At 59.9% G+C, this 22,205-nt stretch carries 20 protein-coding genes, 4 tRNA genes and 1 pseudogene; 6 read left to right on the top strand and 19 right to left on the bottom strand.

What is annotated here, in order from left to right; genetic code table 11:
- Positions 1–147: 147 nt before the first annotated feature.
- Positions 148–1,146: a LysR family transcriptional regulator gene (locus CXF97_RS03635; protein ID WP_101156151.1), complete on the bottom strand. Its 999-nt coding sequence runs from the start codon at positions 1,144–1,146 to the stop codon at positions 148–150.
- 88 nt (positions 1,147–1,234) lie between these two features.
- On the opposite strand from CXF97_RS03635, the gene CXF97_RS03630 reads away from it, so the two are divergent.
- From CXF97_RS03630 to CXF97_RS03615, 4 genes are all read left to right on the top strand, one after another.
- The gene (locus CXF97_RS03630; RefSeq protein ID WP_101156149.1) at positions 1,235–1,861 is read left to right on the top strand and encodes a hypothetical protein; all 627 of its coding nucleotides are present in this window, start codon (positions 1,235–1,237) and stop codon (positions 1,859–1,861) included.
- A gap of 87 nt (positions 1,862–1,948) precedes the next feature.
- Positions 1,949–2,719, top strand: coding sequence for a 2OG-Fe(II) oxygenase (locus CXF97_RS03625; RefSeq protein ID WP_101156146.1), 771 nt, complete (start codon positions 1,949–1,951; stop codon positions 2,717–2,719).
- A gap of 1 nt (position 2,720) precedes the next feature.
- Complete coding sequence (locus tag CXF97_RS03620) at positions 2,721–3,359, top strand: LysE family translocator (protein WP_101156144.1); 639 nt, start codon at positions 2,721–2,723, stop codon at positions 3,357–3,359.
- A 186-nt stretch (positions 3,360–3,545) separates the two neighbouring features.
- Positions 3,546–5,285 (top strand): dipeptidase, encoded by a 1,740-nt coding sequence (locus tag CXF97_RS03615; RefSeq protein WP_101156142.1) that lies wholly within the window; start codon positions 3,546–3,548, stop codon positions 5,283–5,285.
- A gap of 136 nt (positions 5,286–5,421) precedes the next feature.
- Here CXF97_RS03615 and CXF97_RS03610 read toward each other — a convergent pair.
- From CXF97_RS03610 to CXF97_RS03595, 4 genes are all read right to left on the bottom strand, one after another.
- Positions 5,422–5,497: transfer RNA gene (locus CXF97_RS03610), tRNA-Gly, on the bottom strand.
- 3 nt (positions 5,498–5,500) lie between these two features.
- Positions 5,501–5,576, bottom strand: a tRNA-Glu gene (locus CXF97_RS03605).
- A 104-nt stretch (positions 5,577–5,680) separates the two neighbouring features.
- Positions 5,681–5,756 (bottom strand) — tRNA-Gly (locus tag CXF97_RS03600).
- A gap of 2 nt (positions 5,757–5,758) precedes the next feature.
- A tRNA-Glu gene (locus CXF97_RS03595) sits at positions 5,759–5,834 on the bottom strand.
- Between the two features lie 383 nt (positions 5,835–6,217).
- Between CXF97_RS03595 and CXF97_RS03590 the strand changes: the two genes are divergently transcribed.
- Complete coding sequence (locus CXF97_RS03590) at positions 6,218–6,976, top strand: hypothetical protein (RefSeq protein ID WP_178081140.1); 759 nt, start codon at positions 6,218–6,220, stop codon at positions 6,974–6,976.
- 426 nt (positions 6,977–7,402) lie between these two features.
- Here the strand turns inward: CXF97_RS03590 and CXF97_RS28715 are convergent, their stop codons facing one another.
- The 4 genes and pseudogenes from CXF97_RS28715 to CXF97_RS03570 form a co-directional block, all read right to left on the bottom strand.
- Positions 7,403–8,266: a methyl-accepting chemotaxis protein gene (locus tag CXF97_RS28715; RefSeq protein WP_371918367.1), complete on the bottom strand. Its 864-nt coding sequence runs from the start codon at positions 8,264–8,266 to the stop codon at positions 7,403–7,405.
- Positions 8,267–8,488 (bottom strand): annotated as a pseudogene (locus CXF97_RS28710) (HAMP domain-containing protein); the annotation flags it as partial. It lies immediately after the preceding gene.
- 990 nt (positions 8,489–9,478) lie between these two features.
- Positions 9,479–10,879, bottom strand: a complete 1,401-nt coding sequence (locus tag CXF97_RS03575) for a PLP-dependent aminotransferase family protein (RefSeq protein WP_101156135.1) — start codon at positions 10,877–10,879, stop codon at positions 9,479–9,481.
- Positions 10,880–11,069: 190 nt separating this feature from the next.
- Positions 11,070–11,831, bottom strand: coding sequence for an SDR family oxidoreductase (locus CXF97_RS03570; protein ID WP_101156133.1), 762 nt, complete (start codon positions 11,829–11,831; stop codon positions 11,070–11,072).
- 238 nt (positions 11,832–12,069) lie between these two features.
- Between CXF97_RS03570 and CXF97_RS03565 the strand changes: the two genes are divergently transcribed.
- Positions 12,070–13,074 (top strand): NADP-dependent oxidoreductase, encoded by a 1,005-nt coding sequence (locus CXF97_RS03565; protein WP_101156131.1) that lies wholly within the window; start codon positions 12,070–12,072, stop codon positions 13,072–13,074.
- A 75-nt stretch (positions 13,075–13,149) separates the two neighbouring features.
- Here the strand turns inward: CXF97_RS03565 and pyrF are convergent, their stop codons facing one another.
- The 10 genes from pyrF to CXF97_RS03515 form a co-directional block, all read right to left on the bottom strand.
- Entirely contained in the window at positions 13,150–13,848 is a 699-nt protein-coding gene (gene pyrF, locus CXF97_RS03560; protein ID WP_178081139.1) for an orotidine-5'-phosphate decarboxylase, read from the bottom strand.
- 120 nt (positions 13,849–13,968) lie between these two features.
- Entirely contained in the window at positions 13,969–15,009 is a 1,041-nt protein-coding gene (locus CXF97_RS03555) for an AI-2E family transporter (protein WP_101156127.1), read from the bottom strand.
- Positions 15,010–15,078: 69 nt separating this feature from the next.
- A complete protein-coding gene (locus CXF97_RS03550; protein WP_101156125.1) occupies positions 15,079–15,885 on the bottom strand; it encodes a DUF4892 domain-containing protein in 807 nt (268 codons plus the stop codon).
- A 115-nt stretch (positions 15,886–16,000) separates the two neighbouring features.
- Positions 16,001–16,855 carry an alpha/beta hydrolase gene (locus CXF97_RS03545; RefSeq protein ID WP_101156123.1) on the bottom strand — a complete coding sequence of 285 codons (855 nt, stop codon included), beginning with the start codon at positions 16,853–16,855 and terminating at the stop codon, positions 16,001–16,003.
- Positions 16,852–17,658, bottom strand: a complete 807-nt coding sequence (locus CXF97_RS03540) for an alpha/beta fold hydrolase (RefSeq protein ID WP_101156121.1) — start codon at positions 17,656–17,658, stop codon at positions 16,852–16,854. The genes CXF97_RS03545 and CXF97_RS03540 overlap by 4 nt, the downstream gene beginning before the upstream one ends.
- A 195-nt stretch (positions 17,659–17,853) precedes the next feature.
- Positions 17,854–18,297, bottom strand: a complete 444-nt coding sequence (locus CXF97_RS03535; protein ID WP_101156119.1) for a hotdog fold thioesterase — start codon at positions 18,295–18,297, stop codon at positions 17,854–17,856.
- Positions 18,298–18,328: 31 nt separating this feature from the next.
- Positions 18,329–19,984, bottom strand: coding sequence for an AMP-binding protein (locus CXF97_RS03530; protein WP_101156117.1), 1,656 nt, complete (start codon positions 19,982–19,984; stop codon positions 18,329–18,331).
- A gap of 205 nt (positions 19,985–20,189) precedes the next feature.
- Positions 20,190–20,642 (bottom strand): phosphohistidine phosphatase SixA, encoded by a 453-nt coding sequence (gene sixA / locus CXF97_RS03525; RefSeq protein WP_101156116.1) that lies wholly within the window; start codon positions 20,640–20,642, stop codon positions 20,190–20,192.
- Positions 20,639–20,986: a DUF4389 domain-containing protein gene (locus tag CXF97_RS03520; RefSeq protein WP_016773653.1), complete on the bottom strand. Its 348-nt coding sequence runs from the start codon at positions 20,984–20,986 to the stop codon at positions 20,639–20,641. Before CXF97_RS03520 ends, sixA begins: the two co-directional genes overlap by 4 nt.
- Positions 20,987–21,016: 30 nt before the next feature.
- Positions 21,017–22,042 carry an NAD(P)H-dependent glycerol-3-phosphate dehydrogenase gene (locus tag CXF97_RS03515; protein WP_101156114.1) on the bottom strand — a complete coding sequence of 342 codons (1,026 nt, stop codon included), beginning with the start codon at positions 22,040–22,042 and terminating at the stop codon, positions 21,017–21,019.
- Between the last annotated feature and the right edge of the window lie 163 nt (positions 22,043–22,205).

Raw genomic sequence — 22,205 nt, 5'->3', positions numbered from 1 at the left:
TTTACTGGGCCGGCATTCCGGGCGTTTGTAAAAAAGTAAGTCGCCGTAAGGGCGAAACCCGAAACAGCCGTTACCGCAGCAACGGATATTCACCCAAAACCCCAAGAACCTGGTCCGCCCCAAGGCCGCCAAGCCCCTAAAACAACCTCAAAGCAACCCCTCACTCTCCGGCAGCTCATACGCTACAGCCACATTGCTCCCGCCCACCGACTTCCCGGGCCGACCCAACGTCGGTTCCTTCTGCAAACACTCCACCAGATAATCAATAAACACCCGCAACTTCGGCGGCAGATAGCGCGTCGGCGAATGCAGCAACCACAACCCACCATGATAGGAAGCAAGAAACGTCCACTCCGGCAGCACCTGCACAATCAGCTGCTGCTCCAACGCATAACGCGCGGTGAAATACGGCAGGCTGCCTATTCCGATGTGCTGCAACACCGCCCCTAGCCGCACACCGGTGTGATTGGCGGCATATCGCCCGCGCACACCGACGGTCACCGCCTTGCTGCCCTGCTTGAATTTCCAGCGCGCATCGCTCGGCGTTTCACCCAGATAAATACAACTGTGATTGAGCAAATCGTGAGGATGTGTCGGCGTGCCATGTTCGGCCAGATATTGCGGCGTCGCGCAGAGCATATGATCGATCGTCAGCAACTGCCGGCCGACCAGACCGGCCGGCGGACGATCGGTGATGCGAATCGCGAGATCGACATGATCATCGATCAAATCGACCTGACGATCCTCCAGCAACAACTCGACATCAACCTTGGGATAGCGGCGAAGAAACTCCGGCATGTGCGGATGAATCACAAAGCGCCCCACCGCTTTCGGCACGCTGACCCGCACCAGCCCCTCCGCTTCGTGGGTGAACTGACCACTGATTTCCATCACCGACCTGGCCGCACTGACCATTTCCTGGCAACGCTTGAACACCTCTTCACCACCATCGCTCAAGCGCAATTTGCGCGTGGTGCGTTGCAGCAAGCGTGTGGCCAAGGCTTTCTCCAGACGCGAAATGCTGCGGCTGATCGCCGAGGGTGACGACCCCATCTGCCGGGCTGCTTCAGAGAAGCTGCCGGTCTCGACAACCTTGACGAAAATCGCCATTTCACCCAGCAGCGGCAGCGGAAGATTGATGCTCACAACGCACAAGTCCTTTGATGTTCGAATGGATTATCACGTTATTGCACGATTCATATAATAAAAACAGAACTTCATCAGGGCATGGAATATGACGCTTCGCCTGTTTTTTCACAGTGATGATCTCAAGGCGAATGTCGAAGTCCTCGACTGCACACCCTGCGAGAACGAATTCGCCGTAGTGCTGCGCGCTACCCTGTTTCACCCGCAGGGCGGCGGCCAGCCCTGCGACACCGGCTGGATCGGTGAAAGCCGGGTGTCGCGCGTGGTGCAGGAACCAGAGCGTATTGTTCATTTCGTCGACCGCCCGGTAGCGCTTGGCATGACCGTCATCCGTGTCGATGAAGAGCGCCGCCGCTTCAATACCCGCATGCATTCTGCTGGGCATCTGATCGGTCATTTCATTCAAGCCATGGGCTGGGTGCCGATCAAGGCGCACCACTGGCCGGACGAAGGTCGGGTGCAATTCAAGCCGGGCGATGGCGCTGAAGAAGTCGATGCGCCAACCGTACAAACCGGTATCGAGCGGTGGATCGAACACGATCTGCCGCGCCTGACTTCACTGCGCGAGGGCGCGCGGGAAATCAGTTTTGGTGAACTGCCGGCCTATGGCTGCGGTGGCACCCATGTACGCAGCCTGAAGGATTTAGGCACAGTCACGATCGCGTCGCTTTCGCAGAAGAAAGGCACGCTGTCCGTCCACTACAGCGTGGGTTGAGCATTTCGGACGCTGCCATCGCGCAGCGTCCACAGCCGGGAACCGCATTCGCCGGTTCCGTTGACTATCGATAGATGGACCTAAAAAATGATGCTAGACGTCGAGCGTCTCGATGAGACGTGCATAAAAAAACTGGCCAACGAAGAAGTCCTCGCCATCCGCGTCAAACGCTTTTTGCCCGAGCCGCTGGCGATCGAGATCGGAGACAAGATTCTTGCTCCAGGTTTTGAAGGCTACATCAACGCGCCGAGTATCGGCCGCATCGGCATGGCCTTTTACGAGGCGGAAAATCAGCCGCTGCTGATCGAGGATTACTTCGAACGCGCCGCCCGCAATATCGATGAATTACGCCAGCGCTGCGCGCCCTACTCCTCACCGATCGACACCTTGCGCTGCATCCTCGACGAATCCTGGCCCGCTGGCGCCCATCTGGAAAACCTCTACGGGCGCAAGATGTATGTCGGCTTGTCGCGAGTGGTCAAGCCCGGCGTGTGCTTTCTCGCCCACCACGACATCTTCGCCAAGGACGCCCCGGACAGTTTTCAGGCGCGCAGCCTCGAGGCGCAATTTGCCTGCAACGTCTACCTGAACATGCCCACCGAGGGTGGCGCCTTGCAGATGTGGAATGACCACATCACCCCGGATCAATTCGACGAAATGCGCGGCGACAGTTATGGCATCGAGCCGTCGCTGCTGGGGCCGCCGGTGCTTGAAGTGCGGCCGCAGCCGGGCGATTTCATCATGTTCAATTCGCGCCGTATGCACTCGGTCACTCCGGGCGTAGCAGACCCGCGTTTGAGCCTGTCGTTCTTTGTCGGTTATCGCGGCAATGCTTCCCCCCTGACGTTCTGGAGCTGACATGCTTTCCAATTATCTCGGCGAATTTCTCGCATTGGCCACCATCCACTTCCTCGCCGTGGTCGCACCCGGCCCGGACTTCGCCGTGACCATCCGTCAGAGTGTGCGCTTCGGCCGCCTCGTCGGAATCTGCACCGCGCTGGGCATCGGCGCGGGCATTTCCGTACATGTGCTGTACACCCTGCTGGGCGTCGGCGCCCTGATGCATACCACGCCTTGGCTGCTGACTGTGGCTAAGGTTGTCGGCGGTGCATACATCCTTTATCTGGGCGTCAGCCTGATTCGCAGCAAACCGAAGAGCAGCGTCAATAGCGAGAAAAACGCTGAAGAGCCGCTGATCGAGCAGTCGTTGTTCAAGGCGTTCGGCACCGGTTTTCTGACCAATGCGACCAACCCCAAGGCCACGCTGTTTTTCCTGGCGATTTTCACCACGATCATCAGCGCCAGCACACCGCTGCAGATCCAGGCGTTGTATGGATTGTGGATGTGCTTCGTCAATGCGCTGTGGTTCGTTATTGTCGCGGTGTTTTTTTCCAGCAACAAAGTGCGCCTGCTGTTCATGCGCCTCGGACACTGGTTCGAACGCAGCATGGGCGTGATCCTGATTCTGTTTGCCGGACGCCTGATGCTGTCGATGTAACTCACACAAAAAAGTCCCGGCATCAGCTGCCGGGACTTTTTCATTTGTGCGCCTCTTTTGCATTTCTGTGCGACAGATCAAGTTTGTGACTCCCTCTTCACCTGCTCATGGTGGTAGGTTGCAAAATGTTTCTGCCGCAAGCGTCAGACATATTTTCCCAATCTCTAGCAAAGGAATGCCTGTTCCATGGTCTTTTCCCTGAAAAAACTGGCCGCTGCCACGCTCGTCATGGCCAGCCTCACCTCGTTTACGACCGCCGCACAAGCCAACATCACTGCCGAGCAAAGCGCGGCGATCCTGAAATCCTTCGATGGCAAGAGCTTGACGGATTTCCGCAGCTTCCTCGGTAGCCTGGCAAAAAGCGACGTGGCCAATGCAGATAACCTTACCCCGTCCATCAACGCCTTCCTCGACAACAAGGCCTTGAACGATGAACAGCAGAACGAAATTCACCGTCTGCTGGGCATTTACACCCGCGTGAAATATGGCAAGTCTGCACTGGAAACCCTGCGTCAGCTCGTCGAAATCCCGACCTTCCGCAAGGATGGCGTTGAACAACACGACAATCCGGAATTCATCAAAATCGCCGGCGAGATTCAGAAACTTGCTGAATCCTTCGGTTTGAAATTCCGCAATGTCGATAACCGCGTCTACGAAATCTCTCTGGACGGCAAAGGCGACGAAGTCGTTGGCATTCATGCACACGCCGATGTGGTGCCAGTAACTCCGGAAAACTGGGTATTGAAAGACGGCACCAAGCTCGACCCGTTCAAGGTCACGCTGATTGGCGATCGGATGTACGGGCGCGGCACCGAGGATGACAAGAACGCCATCGTCGTCGCCCTGTACGCCATGAAAGTGATCAAAGACGAGAAGCTGCCATTGGCGCGAAACTTCAAGTTGCTGGTCGACACCACCGAAGAAACCAGCGGCGATGCCATTCCTTATTACTTCGAACGCAACCCGACGCCGAACTACAACATGGCGCTGGACGGCGGTTATCCAGTGGTAATTGCTGAAAAAGGCTACGGCACCGTCATGGCCAACTTCGCCAAACGCAAAGCCGAGGGCAACGGTGCAGAAATCATTTCGATGACCGGCGGCAAAGCGACCAACCAGATTCCATCGGCTTCGGTGGTCACGCTGACAACCGACAAGCCTGCCGAGCTCGCCGCCAGTTTGCAAAAAGCCGGCGACGCCTACGCCAAAGCCAACGGCGGCGACTTTGAAGTTGCGGCAAAGGTTGATGGCACAGACGTGAAACTCACGGTCACCGGGGTTTCTGCGCACTCTTCCGAACCAGAGTCCGGCGTCAACCCGGTTGCGCGGATGCTGAGCTTCATCAACAGCCTGGACGGCAAAGTCGCGCTCAAGCACAACCAGTTCACCGATGCCGCGCGTTATGCCGATGACAACTGGGGCCTGGATTATCTCGGCAAAAAACTTGGCGTGGGCTTCTCCGACTCGTTCATGGGACCACTGACCACCTCGCTGACCTATGTCGGTGAGGACGACAAAGCCTTCAAACTGGCAGTGAACTTGCGGGTTCCGAAGGGCAAGTCGCCGGAAAAGCTCAAAGCTGAGATCGCTGAGAAACTGGATGCATGGAGCAAAACGACTCACATTGCGGTGGCATTCGACTATTCGGTGGCCGAACCGATGTATCGCAATCCCGAGGGTGAGTGGGTCAAGGCGCTGCTCGCCGTGGCCAGCGAAAACCTCGGCATGAAGTCTGAATTCGGTACATCCGCTGGTGCGACTTCGGTTCACGAATTGCCGAACGGCGTGCAATTCGGCCTGGCGCGGCCTGAGGCCAAATACACCGGCCATACCGACGGCGAATTCAAGACCGTCGAGCAGTTCCTGCTGGATCTGCAGATCGTCACGGAAATGATGGGGCGTGTCGGGCAACTGCCGAAACTGTAATGCAGCGCCTGAGTTTGGTCACCGATGACCGGGCTCGAGATAAAAAAGGACCTGTGAAAAGGTTCTTTTTTATCGCCCCTATAAAACGCGCACAAACAAAAACGCCGATCATCGCTGATCGGCGTTTTTGTGAAATTGGAGCGGGAAACGAGACTCGAACTCGCGACCCCGACCTTGGCAAGGTCGTGCTCTACCAACTGAGCTATTCCCGCAAATGGCGTCCCCTAGGGGACTCGAACCCCTGTTACCGCCGTGAAAGGGCGGTGTCCTAGGCCACTAGACGAAGGGGACACGCTACCCGGAACACATGGTATGTGTTTCGGTGTCCAGATCCGCATCCGAAGACTTGGTTCTGGTTTCACTCAGCACCGCCCGAAAGCACTGCTGTTTAAAATTGGAGCGGGAAACGAGACTCGAACTCGCGACCCCGACCTTGGCAAGGTCGTGCTCTACCAACTGAGCTATTCCCGCATTGGCGTCCCCTAGGGGACTCGAACCCCTGTTACCGCCGTGAAAGGGCGGTGTCCTAGGCCACTAGACGAAGGGGACACACTACAACATTCACTCCCTGCCGCGTTTCGCTGTGTGCTTTACGCTGCAAGTGGCGCGCATTCTATGGATGGATTGAGAGGTCGTCAACCCCCTGATATAAATTTATTTAAATCAATGACTTCGACCTCGATTAAGCGTCGGGCAGGTCTTTTCCGTCGTCCGAAACCTGACGCCTATATTCCGCCACTCGCCAAGACGTTATAGTCACCGCACAGTGATGGCAATCTGCACATCAAGCGCCAGCATTCATCTATACAGCTGGCGGCCGATACAGATTGCAGCAGCCGATCAAACCCGTCGAGCGGCGCTAGGCGCCTAAATGCCCAGCCACTACACTCGCATGCGAACCCTATAAAGAGGTCTTACCGGTGACACCACTCATGATCACCCTGCTAGTCGTAGCCGGGATCGCAATTCTGATCGCCATTGGCTACATGAACCATGTGGTGGAAAACAACAAACTGGAGAAGGCCCGCACCAAAGTCGAACTCAACGACCGCCTGCGCCGCTGCGGCGAACTGACCGAAACCTTCCCCGGCCAGTTCATGACTCCGGCACTCAAGCTACTGCTGACACGCCTGGAACTCAACGTGTGCCAGCGTCTGCTCAATCTGGAAAAGACCAGCGCAACCACCAAGGCCCGCATCACCGAACTCAGCGCCTTGGTCGCCCAAGGCGAATCGATCCCGGTGAACAACCCGCCCGCGCCAATCCTGACCGAAGCCAAGGCCAAAGATGTGCGCTTCCTCCTCGAAGCCCTGCACGGCCAGATCACTCGCGCCGCGCACGACGGCTTCCTGCCACCGAACGAAGCCAAGCAGTGGATCCGCGAAGTGCGCCACATCCTTGTGCTGCTGCACATCGAGTTCTTCAACAACCTCGGCCAACAGTCCCTGCAACAAAACCAGCCCGGCCAGGCCCGCCTCGCCTTCGAACGTGGCGTGCAATATCTGCGCAAACAGCAGGACCCACAGATGTACGCGGAGCAATTGCAGTATCTGGAAAAACTGCTCGCCCGAGCCAATGCCCAGGTCATGGACAAGATTGCCCCGGTTGAAGGGGACGAAAACCAATTGACCGCCGGTTTGAAGGATGTCGAAGCGGATGCGGACTGGAAGAAGAAAGTTATTTACGACTGAGGCGCGAATGCCGGGGAGAGAAGCCACCTTTATTGGTGGCTTTTTTGTGGGCGACTTGGAAGAGGATGTGAATTGAAGACCGCTTTTGCGAGCAGGCTCGCACAGAAAAGCAAAAGCAAAAGATCGCAGCCTTCGGCAGCTCCTACACACGATGAGCGTTAGCTCGAGGACCGCTTTTGATCCTGGCGCCCTCGGCAGGCTTAGTGGAGGGATTGAGCGACCGTACGACGCAGTCGTACACAGCGCAAGGAGATGCAGCGAAGCAAACCGGAGCCGCTGCGCCCGGATCAGTCCCGGAGCGAAGGAACCCCGAGCCCCAGCGAGCGGGCCGAACGTCAGGGCGCAGCCTGTTGGTTACTTTTTGCTGGGCCGGCATTCCGGCGTTTGAAAAAGTGACCCGCTGTAAGAGCGGAACCGCCCCAAGGCTCAAAGCCGAAAATGCCCAACCATCGAGCGCAACTCCCCGCCCAACTGCGCCAGCTCAACACTCGAAGCCGCATTCCCGCGCATCGCCAGCGAAGAATGATCCGCACTCGCGCGAATCTGCGTCACACTGCGATTGATCTCCTCCGCCACCGAACTCTGTTGCTCGGCCGCCGCCGCAATCTGCTGATTCATCTGCTGAATCAACGACACCGCCGCCGCAATGCTCCCCAGCGCACTCTCGGTCTGCAACGCATCGCTGACCGCCAGTTTTACCAGTTCGCCACTGCTGCGGATCTGCTGCACCGACGACTGCGCCGCCGCCCGCAAGGCGCTGACCAGACGCTCGATTTCCTCGGTCGATTGCTGGGTACGCCGCGCCAGCGCACGCACCTCATCGGCCACCACCGCAAATCCCCTCCCCTGCTCCCCGGCCCGCGCCGCTTCGATTGCCGCGTTCAGCGCCAACAGATTGGTCTGCTCGGCCACGCTCTTGATCACTTCCAGCACCGTGCCGATATTCTGAATCTCGGCGCTGAGGCTCTCGATGCTGGAACTGGCCGAGGTCGCCGAATCCGCCAACTGCTCGATCCGCGCCATGCTCTGGCGTACCACCTGCTGACCGCTCTCGACCTTGTCATCCGCCGTCTGCGCCGCCAGCGCCGCCTCTTCGGCATTGCGCGCAACATCATGCACGGTGGCGGTCATCTGGTTCATCGCGGTGGCGACCTGCTCGGTTTCTTCCTTCTGACTGTTGACCTCCAGGTTGGTCTGCTCGGTCACCGCCGACAAAGATTGCGCGGAACCGGCCAAGCGCTCGATCCCGGCCTGCAAGCCACTGACAATCGTGCCAAGGCCGACAGCCATTTGCTGCATCGCCAGCATCAACTGACCCATTTCATCGCGGCGCGTCACCTCGACCTTCGCCGTCAGATCACCCGCGGCAATCTGCTGCGCCACACGAATCACGCTGCGCAACGGCGCCACGATCAGGCGCGTGATCACCCATGCGGCGAGTAATCCGACCAACAGCGCCAGCGCCGAAGAGCCAATGATCAACAGCGAATTCTTTTTCAGCTCGGCCTGCATCGAAGCGTCTTCGGCGACGTAAGCCTGATTCACTCGATCCACTACCTGCGCGGCACGCTCATGCAGTTGGTCGTAGACGGTTTTTTCCTGAGCCAGCAGGCCGGTGTATTCGGCGAGTTTTTCGTTGAACCCGGCGATGTGCCCCGACACTTCATTGAGCACGGTCAGATAGCCCTCGTCCTTGACCGTGGTTTTAAGCGCTTCGGCCTGCTCCTGTGCCTGTGCGGCCTGCTCGATGTTGCCCTGACCGGCATTGTCGGCATCTCCCTTGCGGCTCTGATCCAGGCGCACCCGCGCTTCGTTCATCGCCTGCAGCATCAGCCGCGCGACCTGACTGACCTGATTCGCCTGCTCGATGAACTGGGCGCCGTCCTTGCCCTCGGTGTCTTTCAACGTATAGGCGCCATCATCCGCGAGCCCGGCCTGCAACACGTCGAGGTTATTGGCCACGCTGGACACCGACCAACTCGCCATTTCCAGGGCGAGATCCTTGGCCTGGCTCAGCGAGACGAACTCATCGAACGCCTTGCGATATGCGCCCAGCGCTTGCTCGACATCGCTCATCACCGGCCCATTGACCGGCGCTTGCGCCTTGAGCTGCCCGGCGAGCACGACCAGTTCATCAACGCCTTTACGCAAGGCATCGGCTGTTTTCGGGTTGCCGCGCAGGGCGTATTCTTGCTCGAGTAGGCGCACCTTCAGCAGGCCGCTGTTGAGCGCGGACATCTGCTTCAAACCCTCGAAACGCAGACTGATGGCTTGCAGGGACCAGACGCCGATCGCCGCAACCAATGCAGTCAGCAACAAGACCAGCACAAATCCGATACCCAGTTTTTTCGCCATACCGAGGTTGGCAAAACGTCCCTGCACGGCCGAAATCATTGCGCGTAGCCCCCTGCCAAAGTCTGTGGATGGAGATTCGCAACGGGCTCGAACCAGCACAAGTCTCAGGCATCGGAATAATGGCAAAAAGCTACGCCCGCGTCGTTTTCAGAATGCTGAAGGTCGATCCACGCACGTATTGCGAAAAAACTGCCGGGCACGTGGGTCACAGGCACAGGCCACATTGATGCGCTGCCAGTCACCGGACTCACCGCTGGGACTGAATGCATCCGCTGCCGACAACTCCAGCCCGCAACGCTGCGCCTGCCTGCGTACCGATGCCTGATCGCCCAACCGGGCGCGCGCCCAGATGAACAGCCCGCCAACCGGCTTGCCGAACACTTCCCACTCGGCATCTTCCAGAGCCTGCAAGGCCGCCGCGCGATCAGCATTCAAGCGTTGGCGCTGACGCTGCACCAGTTTGCGGTACGCGCCAGTCGCCATCAGCCTGGCCAGCACCGCCTCGGCCAATCTGGAACAGCCGAGGCCGGTGACCATCTTGACCTCGGCCAGACGTGTCAGCAGTTGGCTGTCAGCCAGGACGAAACCGACCCGCAACGAACTGCTCAGTGTCTTGGAAAAACTGCCTACGTAGATGACCCGGCCCTCATGGTCCAGCGCCGCCAGCCGCGTGCCGCTGCCGGTGTGCAAATCAGCGTAGACATCATCTTCGATCACGTGCAGGTCGTAGGTCTTGCTCAACTGCACGATGCGCTGGGCCACGGCGGGCGTGAGACAACTGCCAGTGGGATTGTGGTGATGGCTGCCGATGAACAAGGCGCTTGGACGAAACTGACGCAGCAGCGATTCGAGCATGTCGATGTCCGGCCCGCTCGGTGTGCGCCGCACTTCGAGCATGCGTACGCCGTGCAGGCGCAACAGGTCAAACAACGGTGCATATCCGGGCGTTTCCACCACCACGCAATCGCCCGCCCTGAACAAGGTGCGCACGATCAGATCCAGCGCATGACTGGCACCACTGGTGCTCATGAGGCGGGTACTGCAGGCATCGATACTCATCAGCTTGAGGCGCTTGGCAATTTGCTCGCGCAACGCTGGCAGGCCCAGCGGCGAGCTGTAGTTGAACAGACTGGCCATGTCGGTGCGCGCCACCTCGCGTAACGCGTAAGTCAGGTCGTCGGGCTCACGCCAGCTCGGCGGCAAGCCACCCTGCCCCAAAATCAAGCGCCCCCTTGAGTCGCTCACCTCATCACGCCATGCATGGCGCCCCTCGAATACTGGCGATTCCGAGTCTGCTTCGAGCAACGTCGGCGAGGCCGCGACGATGAATCCGGCCCCCTGACGTGAAGTCAACACACCTTGCGAAACCAGGCGTTCGCAGGCTTCGACGACGCACGACTGGCTGAGCAGATTACCCCGTGCGATTTGCCGAACGGAGGGCAATCGCGTGGCCGGAGGGATACCGCTTTGTACGATCCAGTCAGTCATTCCGTCGACAATCTGCTGCACGACCGGCACCATTGCCTGTCGGTCAATTCTCAGTTCCATGAGCTCGCAAACTCCTGTCCGTTTTGCTGGCAGCAGTAAATCACAGCCGCGCCGCCGAGGCTGTGCGACAACGCCGCCAAATGCACCAGTTCTAACTATTTGATACACATTGTTGAACGGTCTTCACGGGGACAAACAGCGAGGCACAAAAAAACCGCACGCAGGCGGGTTCTTTGTATAACAGCAACGGTCAGAACGCGGTCACGCCGCCATCCACCGCCAGCGAATGTCCCGTGGTAAATGCTGCACCGTCGCTGCACAGATACAACACGGCACTGGCGATTTCTTCGACCTTGCCGATGCGCCCGACCGGGTGCATGGCGTTGGCGAATTCGCCCTTCTTCGGATCGGCTTCATAGGCACGGCGGAACATGTCCGTATCGATCACTGCCGGGCACACCGCGTTGACGCGGATTTTCTTCTTCGCGTATTCGATCGCCGCCGATTTGGTCAGGCCGATTACCGCGTGTTTCGACGCCGCATAGATACTCATTTTCGGTGCCGCGCCCAACCCGGCTACCGATGCCGTATTGACGATCGCTCCACCGCCCTGTGCCAGCAGCAACGGCAGCTGATACTTCATGCACAGCCAGACGCCTTTGACGTTGACGCCCATGATCGCGTCGAATTCGTCCAGCGAACCGTCGGCGAGTTTGCCCTTCTCGATTTCAATCCCGGCGTTGTTGAAGGCATAGTCAAGACGACCGTAGGTATTGATCACCTCGTCCATCAGATTTTTTACATCGCTTTCCAGCGTTACGTCACAGCGTACGAAGGACGCTTCGCCTCCAGCTGTACGAATCAGCGCCACTGTGCCTTCGCCACCTGCCGCATCCAGGTCAGCCACTACCACTTTCAGGCCTTCAGCGGCAAACGCGAGGGCAGTTGCACGGCCGATGCCGTGTGCGGCTCCCGTGATTACAGCCACCTGACCGAAAAACGTCATGCTCATGGGTGTGTCCTCGAAGGCAAACAAGCTGGGGGGATATTGGCGTTGCAGCATAGCCAGCTGCGGTGGCAGCGTGTCAGCACTATCCAATCGCTGTTTACTTGTCCATGCATGGCGGTGATGTAACCCCACCAACGACCATCACTGCACTGGATCGAGCTGCATTCGCCGCATCAGCCAACCTTGCGGCATCGGCCCTGAAGGGCTATCAACAAGGCTTCATTCCGTTCGAGTGCCTGTCATGACCAACCAGACCAATCGCCAGTTCCTGCTCGCCAAACGCCCGGTAGGCGCCGCAACCCGCGAGACCTTCACTTACCAGGAAGTACCGGTCGGCGAACCACAGTCGGGACAGATTCTGGTGAAGAACGAATACTTGTCCCTCGATCCGGCCATGCGTGGCTGGATGAACGAAGGCAAGTCCTACATCCCGCCGGTCGGGATCGGTGAAGTCATGCGCGCACTGGGCGTGGGGAAAGTCATCGCCTCGAACAATCCCGGGTTTGCCGTGGGCGATTACGTCAACGGTGCCCTCGGTGTGCAGGATTATTTCCTCGGCGAGCCGCGCGGTTTCTACAAGGTCGACCCGAAACTCGCACCATTGCCGCGTTACCTGTCTGCACTGGGCATGACCGGCATGACCGCCTATTTCGCCCTGCTCGATGTCGGCGCACCGAAAGCCGGTGACACCGTGGTGCTGTCCGGCGCGGCAGGTGCGGTGGGCAGCGTCGCCGGGCAGATCGCCAAGATCAAAGGCTGCCGCGTCGTCGGCATTGCCGGTGGCGCCGACAAGTGCAAATTCCTCATCGATGAGTTGGGCTTTGACGGCGCCATCGATTACAAGGCTGAAGACGTTGTCGCCGGCCTCAAGCGCGAATGCCCGAAAGGCGTGGACGTGTACTTCGACAACGTCGGCGGCGACATTCTCGACGCGGTGCTGAGCCGCTTGAACATGAAGGCGCGAGTGGTCATCTGCGGCGCGATCAGCCAGTACAACAACAAAGAGGCAGTCAAAGGTCCGGCCAACTACCTGTCACTGCTGGTCAACCGTGCACGCATGGAAGGTTTCGTGGTAATGGACTACGCCGCGCAATTCGCCAGCGCCGCGCAGGAGATGGCTGGCTGGATGGCCAATGGGCAGCTTACAAGCAAGGAAGATGTAGTCGAAGGGCTGGAGACGTTTCCGGAAACCCTGATGAAACTGTTCAACGGCGAGAACTTTGGCAAGTTGGTGTTGAAGGTTTAAGGCAGGATCGCAGCGTTCCGCAGCGCCTACAGCTGTTCGCATAACGCTGTAGAAGCTGCGGAACGCTGCGATCTTTCAGGCGATTTCGGCTACAACCGCGGCCAACGCCTGCGCCGGATCTGCCGCCTGGCTGATCGGGCGGCCGATCACCAGATAATCGGAACCGGCATCCAGCGCCTGGCGCGGGGTCAGAATGCGGCGTTGATCGTCCTGCGCGCTGCCCGCCGGGCGAATCCCCGGGGTCACCAGTTGCAGCGACGGGTGCGCGGCTTTCAGCGCCGATGCTTCCAGCGCCGAACACACCAGACCGTCCATCCCGGCCTTCTCGGCCAGTGCCGCCAGACGCAGCACTTGTTCCTGCGGCTCGATATCCAGACCGATACCCGCCAGGTCCGCGCGCTCCATGCTGGTCAGCACGGTCACGCCGATCAGCAACGGTTGCGGACCACTGCGCTTGTCCAGCTCTTCACGGCAGGCGGCCATCATGCGCAGGCCACCGGAGCAGTGCACGTTGACCATCCACACGCCCATTTCGGCAGCGGCTTTCACGGCCATTGCGGTGGTGTTGGGAATGTCGTGGAATTTCAGATCCAGAAAAACTTCAAAACCCTTGTCACGCAGGGTGCCGACGATTTCCGCGGCGCAACTGGTGAACAGTTCCTTGCCCACTTTGACCCGGCACAGCTTCGGGTCCAACTGGTCGGCCAGCTTCAATGCGGCGTCACGGGTAGGGAAATCCAGGGCGACGATGATAGGAGTCTGGCAGGCGGACATGAATGGGCTCTCAGGCTGGTCGAAAACGGCGCGCATTGTAGCAGAGTTGGTTGACCGCCAGGACGCCATCGCCGCCATAACCGCAGCAACGGATCTGCTTGCACAACTCAAACAATGCCGCTAGGCCCGAGCCTGACTCTTGCTCCAATCCGTCAGCAAACTATAAGCCACCGCCAACAACGTCGGCCCAATGAACAACCCGATAAAGCCAAACGCAATCAACCCGCCAAACACCCCAAGCAACACAATCACCAACGGCAGATTCCCGCCACGGCTGATCAGATAAGGCTTGAGCACGTTGTCGACGCCGCTGATGATGAACGTCCCCCAGATCCCGAGAAACACCGCCATCCCGTACTCGCCCTTCCACGCCAGCCAGGCCGTGGCCGGCACCCACACCAGCGGTGGCCCCATCGGAATCAGACTGAGCAGGAACGTGACGATTCCCAACACCAGCGCCCCCGGCACCCCGGCAATCAAGAAGCCGATCAACGCCAGCAACGCCTGCGCTGCCGCGGTACCAATGACGCCGTTGACCACACGTTGAACAGTTCCGGCCACGAGCTCGATGTAATAGCCGGCACGATCGCCGATCAGGCGCTCCAGCAGACTGTGCACGAACGCGGCCAGTCGCGGCCCGTCACGGTAGAAAAAGAACACGAAGACCAGGCTCAGCGTCAGTTCTAGAATCCCGCCGCCGATCTGCGCACTGCGCGCCAGCAGCCAGTTACCGACCTGCCCCAGATAAGGCTTGATCGAGACCATCAACGCCGCGCCCTGCTGATCGATGCTGTCCCACATCGCCACCAGACGCTCACCAACCAAAGGCACGCTGCCAAGCCAGGTGGGCGCTTCCGGCAAACCGTCGACTTGTACGTCCTTGATGAAGGCCGTGGCATCGCGCACATGATCGGCGAGGTTGAGACCCAACCACACCAATGGCGCCGCCACCAGCAACATCCAGCCCAGTGTCAGGATCAAAGCGGCCAGCGATTCGCGGCCATTGAGCCAGCGGGTCAGAAGACGCATGAGCGGCCAGCTGGCGAACGCCAGCACCGCGCCCCAGAACAGCGCCGACCAGAACGGCGCCATTACCCACAGGCTGGCACCAAACAACACCAGCAGCAGAATCTGCACCAGCAGGCGATCGTTATTGAGCATGGAAAGTCCCGGCAAAGTCAGTCAGCGAAAGAGTAGGCGAGCACTGTGTTCGTGCCCGCCCGGCACAGCTTATCGCAACAGATCAATGCGCAGGCCCGGGCCTTCGAGACTGCCCGTTTCCATCCGCGCTGCCCGCACGCCCTGACTGATCAGCGCCTGGCGCCAGGCTTCGGCCCTGGGCCCGGAAACCGTGACCCGCAAGGTTGTGTCGAGATTAAGGCCACGGGAAATCAGGCGCAGCCAGGTGGCATCCGGCTCATCCGCCAGTTTCGGGAAATCCAGCTCGCCGGTGCTTTTCAACTGGCGCAGCAGGGTCGCCGAGGTCGGGAGTAACTCGCCCAATGGCGCAGTCGCTTCGAATTGCTCGACATGCAGATAGGCTTTGCGATTACCGCGAGTGATGCTGTAAAGCGCCACCAGAGTGTTGTCCTTTGGCGCGGCCAGCCTGAGCAACAGATAGGCCTGCTGCTCATCGGAACCGTACAACTTGGCGTTGCCAAACACCTCGTTGGCCCACAGGCTGCTTTCGCCGCAGTCACGGGCCTGACACCAGAACAGCAATTCGGCGTCCTGCTTTTGCAAGGCTTCGCGGGCGGCGGTGAAGGCTTCGGTGGCGGAATGTTCCGGCGGCAACTCATAGGTCACCGAGGTGGTCTGGCCGCGGGCGGTGACCTGCCCGTCGAAACGCAATTGGCCGCTGATCTTGCGGATCGCGCCCAGCGGATAGATGCGTTCCAGCTCGGCGACCGGGCGATAGTCGACGATTTGCGCATCGGCCAGACGCGGCACGATTTGCAGGTCATGGCTGCCCGGTACATCGGCAGCAAACGATAAGGAGCTGAAGCAGCACAGCGCGAAGAGACTGAGTGACCGCATAGTCAGCCTCACCGGACGGTCATGGCTGGGCGGGTCGGGGTCGCAGCGGTATAGAAATCCATCGAGTTTGTCTCCCATTTCAACCCGCCCAGCCTCGACAGTTGCCCGCAGCAAGTCAAGGCATGGCGAAGAAGCGATTGAAACAGTCTGCTACAAGACCTGCGCCAGCCTCGTCATTCAGGTGCAGATGATGCCCGCCCGGCAACTGTTCCTGGCTGAAGGGCAAACGCTCCAACAGCGCAGGATGTTTGGCCAACATGCCATCCGCCGCGACCACCAGATGGGCCGGGCAACTGACGCGCGAGGCAAACGCCATCGCCTGCTCTTCAGTCAGGCGCAGCGGCGATGGCAAGGTCAGGCGATTGTCGGTACGCCAGGTATAACCGCCGGGCACCGGCATCAAACCGCGCTGGCCCAACAGTTCAGCGGCCTCGCGACTGACTGCCACCAGCCTCTTCATCCGTGCTTCGATGGCACGGTCGAGGGTGCTGTAAACCGGTTTGCGCTTTTCCCGCAGATCCAGCTGCGCCTGCAGAGCCATGCCCATGCGCTCGGCAGCGTTTTCGCCTTTGTCTGTCGGAGGAATTACTCCATCGATGAGCGCCAGATGACTGATGCGCTCGGGCAGCGAACCGGCCAGCACCATGGAGACGATCGCGCCCATCGAATGTCCGAGCAGGCCGAAACGTTTCCAGCCAAGTTGTTCGGCGACTTGCAGCACGTCATGAGCGTAGTCCCAGAGGGCATAACCGGCGCCGTTCGGCCGATGCCCGGAATGACCGTGGCCGGCCATGTCCAGGGCAACAATGCGCAAGCCGTTGAGCTTGGGTGCAAGCCGGGCAAAGCTGTTGGCGTTGTCGAGCCAGCCGTGCAACGCGATCACCGGCAAGCCGTCCTCGGGGCCAAAAAGATGCGCGGCCAACTCGATGTGCGGCAGGTTCAGCCGCACTTCTTCGCAGGTCGGGCTCATGCGCAATCCTTGTTCTGGCGCTGTTCCCAGCGCATGAACAGGCTCTTGAGCAGCCGCGCCGTATCCTGCGGGCGCTCCAGCGGGAACATGTGTCCGCCGGGCATGCTCAACGCCTCGCCTTGCGGCAGCCGCGAGACGAAACGTGTGTGATGACGCATGACCACGCGGCTTTTGTGCCCGCGCACCATGGCCAGCGGGACCTGCAACTGGCGGGTGCGCCCCGGACTGGTGTGCGGCACGCCGCGATAGATGCTGATTTCAGTGGCTGGGTCGAAACGCAGGCGCAGCTTGTCGTCGACCTGATGCAAACCATGTTGCAGGTAGGCATCGAAGCATTCCGGATCGAAGCCGCGAAACAGGGTCTTGCCGGAAAAGTAATTGCGCGCGCTGTCGAGATCGGCAAATTCCTCACGGCGCCCGAGGGTGCGCCCGGCCGGGGTCAGCCGGTCGATGAAACCAAAGCGCTTGGCCGCGCGAATCACCCACTGATCGGTGCGGGTCAGCACTGGCGAGTCGAGCATGACCACGCCGCGATACAACTCGGGACAACGCAACGCCGCGTGCAAATGCAGCAGGCCGCCAAAAGAATGGCCGACGCCCCACACCGGCTGCTCCTGCTGCTCAAGGTGATGGATCAGTTCATCGACGAGGTTGTACCAATTGTCGTCCGCCGGAAAACGCGGGTCATGGGCGTGCTGCTCCAGATGCGCGACCCGATACTCCGGCGCCAGCGCCGCGAACAACTTGCCATAGGTTCCCGAGGGGAAGCCGTTGGCGTGGGCGAAAAAGATCGGTTGCGACATTCGGGTAAATCCACTGGGCGGGAACGTGGCGTTGATTGTCCGCAAGACCCGGCGCCGCAGCAATGACCATAACTGCCAGAAATGGTGGTGGAGACGCTTCACAAGCAAAAGATCGCAACCTTAGACAGCTGCGGCAGGTACACGCATTTTGATGTGGAGCTGCCGAAGGCTGCGATATTTTTGATCTGCAACCGGTCAGCGCACAGGCGGCTGCTCCCCCAGCGGCACTACCGCCATGGTCAGGCGCGACACGCAACTGGCCTTGCCTTCATCGCTGGTCAGGCGGATGTCCCAGACATGCGTGGTGCGGCCTATATGAATCGGGCTGGCCACCGCCGTCACCCGCCCGCTACGCAAGCCGCGCAGGTGGTTGGCGTTGATTTCCAGGCCGACGCAATAGAATTTGCTCGCATCGATGCACAGGTAACTGGCCATTGAACCAACGGTCTCCGCCAGCACCACCGACGCGCCGCCATGCAATAGACCGTAAGGCTGGTGGGTGCGATGGTCGATGACCATGCTCGCCGTCAGCGACTGTTCGTCGAAGGCTTCGAAGCGAATATCCAGCACTTCGCCAATGGTGTTCTTCTGAATTGCGTTCAACTGTTCGATGTCGGGAGTAGTACGCCACAAGCTCATCGCAGACTTCCTTTGTTGTTGTAATCGACGCTCAATCCTGCCACAGCACCGCCTCACTGCGCGCGCTCCATTCTTCGAAGCGAGCGCCGTAGCGGTCTTCGATGACGTTGCGCTTGATTTTCAGGGTCGGCGTGAGGAAGCCGTTGTCCACCGCCCAGTTGTCCTTGACCACCACCAGCCGGCGCAAGCGTTCGTGTTTGTCGAGGGCTGCGTTGACCTCTTCCAGAAGTTTTTCCAGGCTCGCGTGCAGGCTCGCCCGTGGCTCCTGCTGATTGACCATCGACAGCACACACAACCCCAGCGGTGCACTCAGGCCATCGCCGACCACGCACACCTGTTCGATGCGCGAATGCACGGCCAGGCGGTTTTCAATCGGCGCCGGGGCGACATATTTGCCTTTGCTGGTCTTGAAGATTTCCTTCAGCCGCCCGGTCAGGCGCAGGCGCCCTTCGCTGTCCTGCTCGCCCTTGTCGCCCGTGCGCAGAAAGCCGTCTGCGGTCAACGTCTCGGCGGTCTTCTGCGGTTCCTTGAAATAGCCGAGCATGTTGGCCTGGCTGCGCACCTGCACTTCGCCGGTCTCAGCGATGCGCACCTCGACTTCCGGGCACGGCTGGCCAATCCAGCCTTGCTTGTATCGCCCCGGCAGGCAGATATGCGAATAGCCGCAGCCCTCGGTCATGCCGTACACCTCCAGCACATCGAGGCCGAGTTTCTGATACCAGGCAAGCAGGGTCTGCGGCACTGGCGCGGCACCGGACAACGCCACGCGCAAGGCATCCAGTCCAAGCCCGGCCAGCACTTTGTGCCCGACCCGCTTGCCGATGAAGGGCAGCCCGAGGAGGAAATCCAGGCGCTGTGCCGGGATCTTGCTGTACACGCCCATCTGGAATTTGGTCCAGATACGCGGCACGCCGAACATCGCGGTCGGCCGCGCGCGCTGCAGGTCGGTGATGAAGGTGTCGAGGCTTTCGGCGAAGAACACTGTCTGCCCGGTATAAATCGACGCCAGCTCGACAAACATGCGCTCGGCGACATGGCACAGCGGCAGATACGACAGCAGCCGATCGTTCTCGTTGAGTCCGAACAACTGCGTTCCACGGCTGGTGGCGAAGCCGAGATTGGCGAAACTGTGCATCACGCCTTTGGGCAGGCCAGTGGTGCCGGAGGTGTAGATGATCGTCGCCAGTTGCTCGGCGGCCGGACGCGGATCGTCCTGGATCGGCGAACAGCGCTGCAGGTCCGCCCAACTGAAATCAAATTCGCCCGGCGGGTGCAGCGGCAGGCTGATGGTCGGCAGACCTGCCGGCACACCTTGCGACATGCCCGCCCAGTCATCGAGTTTGCCGATGAACGCCAGCGCACTTTCGGAATGAGTCAGCACTTGCGCCACGGATTCGGCGGTGAGGTTGGGATACAGCGGCACGGACACATGCCCGGCCATCCAGATCGCCAGATCGGCGATGATCCAGTGCGCGCAGTTTTTCGAGATCAGGGCGATGTGGCTGCCGGCCGGCAACTCCCTCGCCCGTAGCCAATGGGCGGCGCAGCGTGCCTGATGGCCGACATCCGCCCAGCTCAGCGCCTCGACCTGCCCGCCGCCGATCGGCTGCACCAGAAAGCGCTGGCGCGGGTGCCGGGCTTCCCGTTCGTAGAACACGTCCAGCGGCAAACGGAAGGCGGCAGACATGCGACTCGCTCCTGTTTTTTTGGTCTGGAGCAAGCGTAGTCAACCAAGCAAGTGCTTGGTTGGAAATTTCAAACAAATAATTTCGTGAGGTTTGCGCAGATCCAATGTGGGAGCGGGCTTGCTCGCGAATGCGGTGGATCAGACACATCAACTGTGAATGACACACCGCATTCGCGAGCAAGCCCGCTCCCACAGCGATATGGCGTTAAGGGTGTTTCAGGCTATTGAGCTTCATCGAGCCAATCAGCAGTTCACTGTGCTCAAGCTCCGCCAGCCCCGCTGTGCTTACCCGTTCCGGCGGGTGTCCGGCGCCATGCTGCAGATAGCTGAGCAGGTTACCCACCAATGGGTTGTGGCTGACCAGCAGCACATTGCTCACCGCGACCAATTGCTCGGCGACCTTGTCCGGATCACTCTCCGGCGTCAACCACTCGACCGTGCGGATCTCAGGCTCGAAACCCAACGCCTCGCGCACGATCTGCGCGGTTTGCTGCGCGCGCACATAAGGACTGGCGTAAATCGCTGTCAGCGGCTGGCCCATCAGATGCGCGGCGCTGCTGAGAACTTCTTTACGGCCATGCTCGGTCAGCTCGCGCTCGGAATCGATTTTAGAGCCGTGAGGCACCGCCTCACCATGACGCAATACCCAGAGTTTCATAGCTTGGGCTCCTCATCGCGCACCGGATGCGCGGCCGGGGCGACGGTGTGTGGCGCCTCACCTTCCGGGGTGCGCGGCGCCGGCCAATCAGCAAACGGCCAGGGCTTCTGGTCACTGTGGAACGTGCCGAAGCGGCCGATCTGCGCAAGAAACTGGCTCAGGCTGTCGCCAAAATTCATCAGGCTGGCGCTCGGTGCGCCGTAGATCAGACGGTAAATCAGTTGCACCAACACCACCGCGCCGAGGATGAACTGCGCGACTTGCCAGACCAGCAGATAAACGATCATCCACAACACCCGCAGGAGGATGGATTCGTACTGGGTTTCGCTTTTCGGATCGTTCATGGCTTGCTTCCTGTCCGTGTAACAGCTGAATCAGTTGAAACCGCTGGTGGAAATAAAGTCGACGTCGGTTTTCGGCTCGGCCCGCATCAGTAGACCGATCACCTGCTCCAGCGTGCGGCCTTCGAACAGGATCGCGTGCAGCCCGGCGACCAGCGGCATGTACACGCCGACTTCCTGGGACTTGGCCTTGAGTACTTTCAGCGTGTTGACCCCTTCAGCGACCTCGCCCAGACGCGACACCGCTTCGTCGAGGCTCAAGCCTTGGCCGAGGGCAAAACCGACCTGATAGTTGCGGCTCTTGGGCGATGAGCACGTGACGATGAGATCGCCAACGCCGGCCAGGCCCAGGAAGGTCATCGGATTGGCACCTTGATTCACCGCAAAGCGGGTCATCTCGGCCAAGGCGCGAGTGATCAGCATGCTCTTGGTGTTTTCGCCCATCTCCAGCGCTACGGCCATGCCGGCGATGATCGCGTACACGTTTTTCAACGCCCCGCCCAGCTCGACACCGAAACGGTCGGCGCTGGCGTAAACGCGAAAAGTGCGACCGTGCAGTGCGGCTTGCACCGCTTTGCACAGTGCTTCGTCTTCGCTGGCGACGACCGTGGCGGTCAGTGCATGCTCGGCAATTTCCCGAGCCAGATTCGGCCCGGATAACACGCCGATCCGTGCCTGCGGGGCGATCTCTTCAAGGATCTGACTCATCAATTTGAAGGTCTGCGCTTCGATGCCTTTGGTCAGGCTGACCAGCATCTTGCCGCTCAAGCGCTCGGCGTGGGCGGCGAGCACCGTGCGCAAGGCGCTGGATGGCAGCGCGACAAAGCACAGATCGCAGGCCTCGAGGGCCGCTTGCAGGTCGGTGACCGCGGTCACGCCTGGCAGAATCTTGATGCCTTTGAGGTAACGCGGGTTTTCGCGATTGACCCGGATGGCCTCGGCCTGCTCGGGGTCACGCATCCACTGAAGGACTTGATGGCCGTTCTCGGCCAGCAGATTGGCCACGGCGGTACCAAAACTTCCGCCTCCCAGGACCGCAATCGGGCGCTGTTCAGTCATATGCAATCCGTTAATCCATACCAGTGGCGATGGCAGGCATTATACGGCCCCCCCCGGTGGCGGCCAGCCCCAGCAACAATTACCGTCAGTTGTAAGAAGAAGACCAATAAAATCAATGAAAATGCCTGCAACGTCACTGGAAAAGTGTCGGCCCTCGGTTAAC

The organism is Pseudomonas sp. Choline-02u-1, from assembly GCF_002836515.1.
Lineage (GTDB): Bacteria > Pseudomonadota > Gammaproteobacteria > Pseudomonadales > Pseudomonadaceae > Aquipseudomonas.
Note: the sequence above shows the minus strand (reverse complement) of the source record. Positions and strands in the feature narration are given on the sequence as shown.

Excerpts from the sequence above, each read along its gene's own strand:
- CXF97_RS03535 (WP_101156119.1), bottom strand. The coding sequence starts at position 18,297 with ATGAGCTTGTGGCGTACTACTCCCGACATCGAACAGTTGAACGCAATT.
- CXF97_RS03575 (WP_101156135.1), bottom strand. The coding sequence starts at position 10,879 with ATGGAACTGAGAATTGACCGACAGGCAATGGTGCCGGTCGTGCAGCAG.
- CXF97_RS28715 (WP_371918367.1), bottom strand. The coding sequence starts at position 8,266 with ATGGCTGTCGGCCTTGGCACGATTGTCAGTGGCTTGCAGGCCGGGATC.
- CXF97_RS03545 (WP_101156123.1), bottom strand. The coding sequence starts at position 16,855 with ATGAGCCCGACCTGCGAAGAAGTGCGGCTGAACCTGCCGCACATCGAG.
- pyrF (WP_178081139.1), bottom strand. The coding sequence starts at position 13,848 with ATGTCCGCCTGCCAGACTCCTATCATCGTCGCCCTGGATTTCCCTACC.
- CXF97_RS03565 (WP_101156131.1), top strand. The coding sequence starts at position 12,070 with ATGACCAACCAGACCAATCGCCAGTTCCTGCTCGCCAAACGCCCGGTA.
- CXF97_RS03625 (WP_101156146.1), top strand. The coding sequence starts at position 1,949 with ATGATGCTAGACGTCGAGCGTCTCGATGAGACGTGCATAAAAAAACTG.
- CXF97_RS03520 (WP_016773653.1), bottom strand. The coding sequence starts at position 20,986 with ATGAACGATCCGAAAAGCGAAACCCAGTACGAATCCATCCTCCTGCGG.
- CXF97_RS03615 (WP_101156142.1), top strand. The coding sequence starts at position 3,546 with ATGGTCTTTTCCCTGAAAAAACTGGCCGCTGCCACGCTCGTCATGGCC.
- CXF97_RS03555 (WP_101156127.1), bottom strand. The coding sequence starts at position 15,009 with ATGCTCAATAACGATCGCCTGCTGGTGCAGATTCTGCTGCTGGTGTTG.
- CXF97_RS03620 (WP_101156144.1), top strand. The coding sequence starts at position 2,721 with ATGCTTTCCAATTATCTCGGCGAATTTCTCGCATTGGCCACCATCCAC.
- CXF97_RS03570 (WP_101156133.1), bottom strand. The coding sequence starts at position 11,831 with ATGAGCATGACGTTTTTCGGTCAGGTGGCTGTAATCACGGGAGCCGCA.
- CXF97_RS03550 (WP_101156125.1), bottom strand. The coding sequence starts at position 15,885 with ATGCGGTCACTCAGTCTCTTCGCGCTGTGCTGCTTCAGCTCCTTATCG.
- CXF97_RS03590 (WP_178081140.1), top strand. The coding sequence starts at position 6,218 with ATGATCACCCTGCTAGTCGTAGCCGGGATCGCAATTCTGATCGCCATT.
- CXF97_RS03540 (WP_101156121.1), bottom strand. The coding sequence starts at position 17,658 with ATGTCGCAACCGATCTTTTTCGCCCACGCCAACGGCTTCCCCTCGGGA.
- CXF97_RS03530 (WP_101156117.1), bottom strand. The coding sequence starts at position 19,984 with ATGTCTGCCGCCTTCCGTTTGCCGCTGGACGTGTTCTACGAACGGGAA.
- CXF97_RS03515 (WP_101156114.1), bottom strand. The coding sequence starts at position 22,042 with ATGACTGAACAGCGCCCGATTGCGGTCCTGGGAGGCGGAAGTTTTGGT.
- sixA (WP_101156116.1), bottom strand. The coding sequence starts at position 20,642 with ATGAAACTCTGGGTATTGCGTCATGGTGAGGCGGTGCCTCACGGCTCT.
- CXF97_RS03630 (WP_101156149.1), top strand. The coding sequence starts at position 1,235 with ATGACGCTTCGCCTGTTTTTTCACAGTGATGATCTCAAGGCGAATGTC.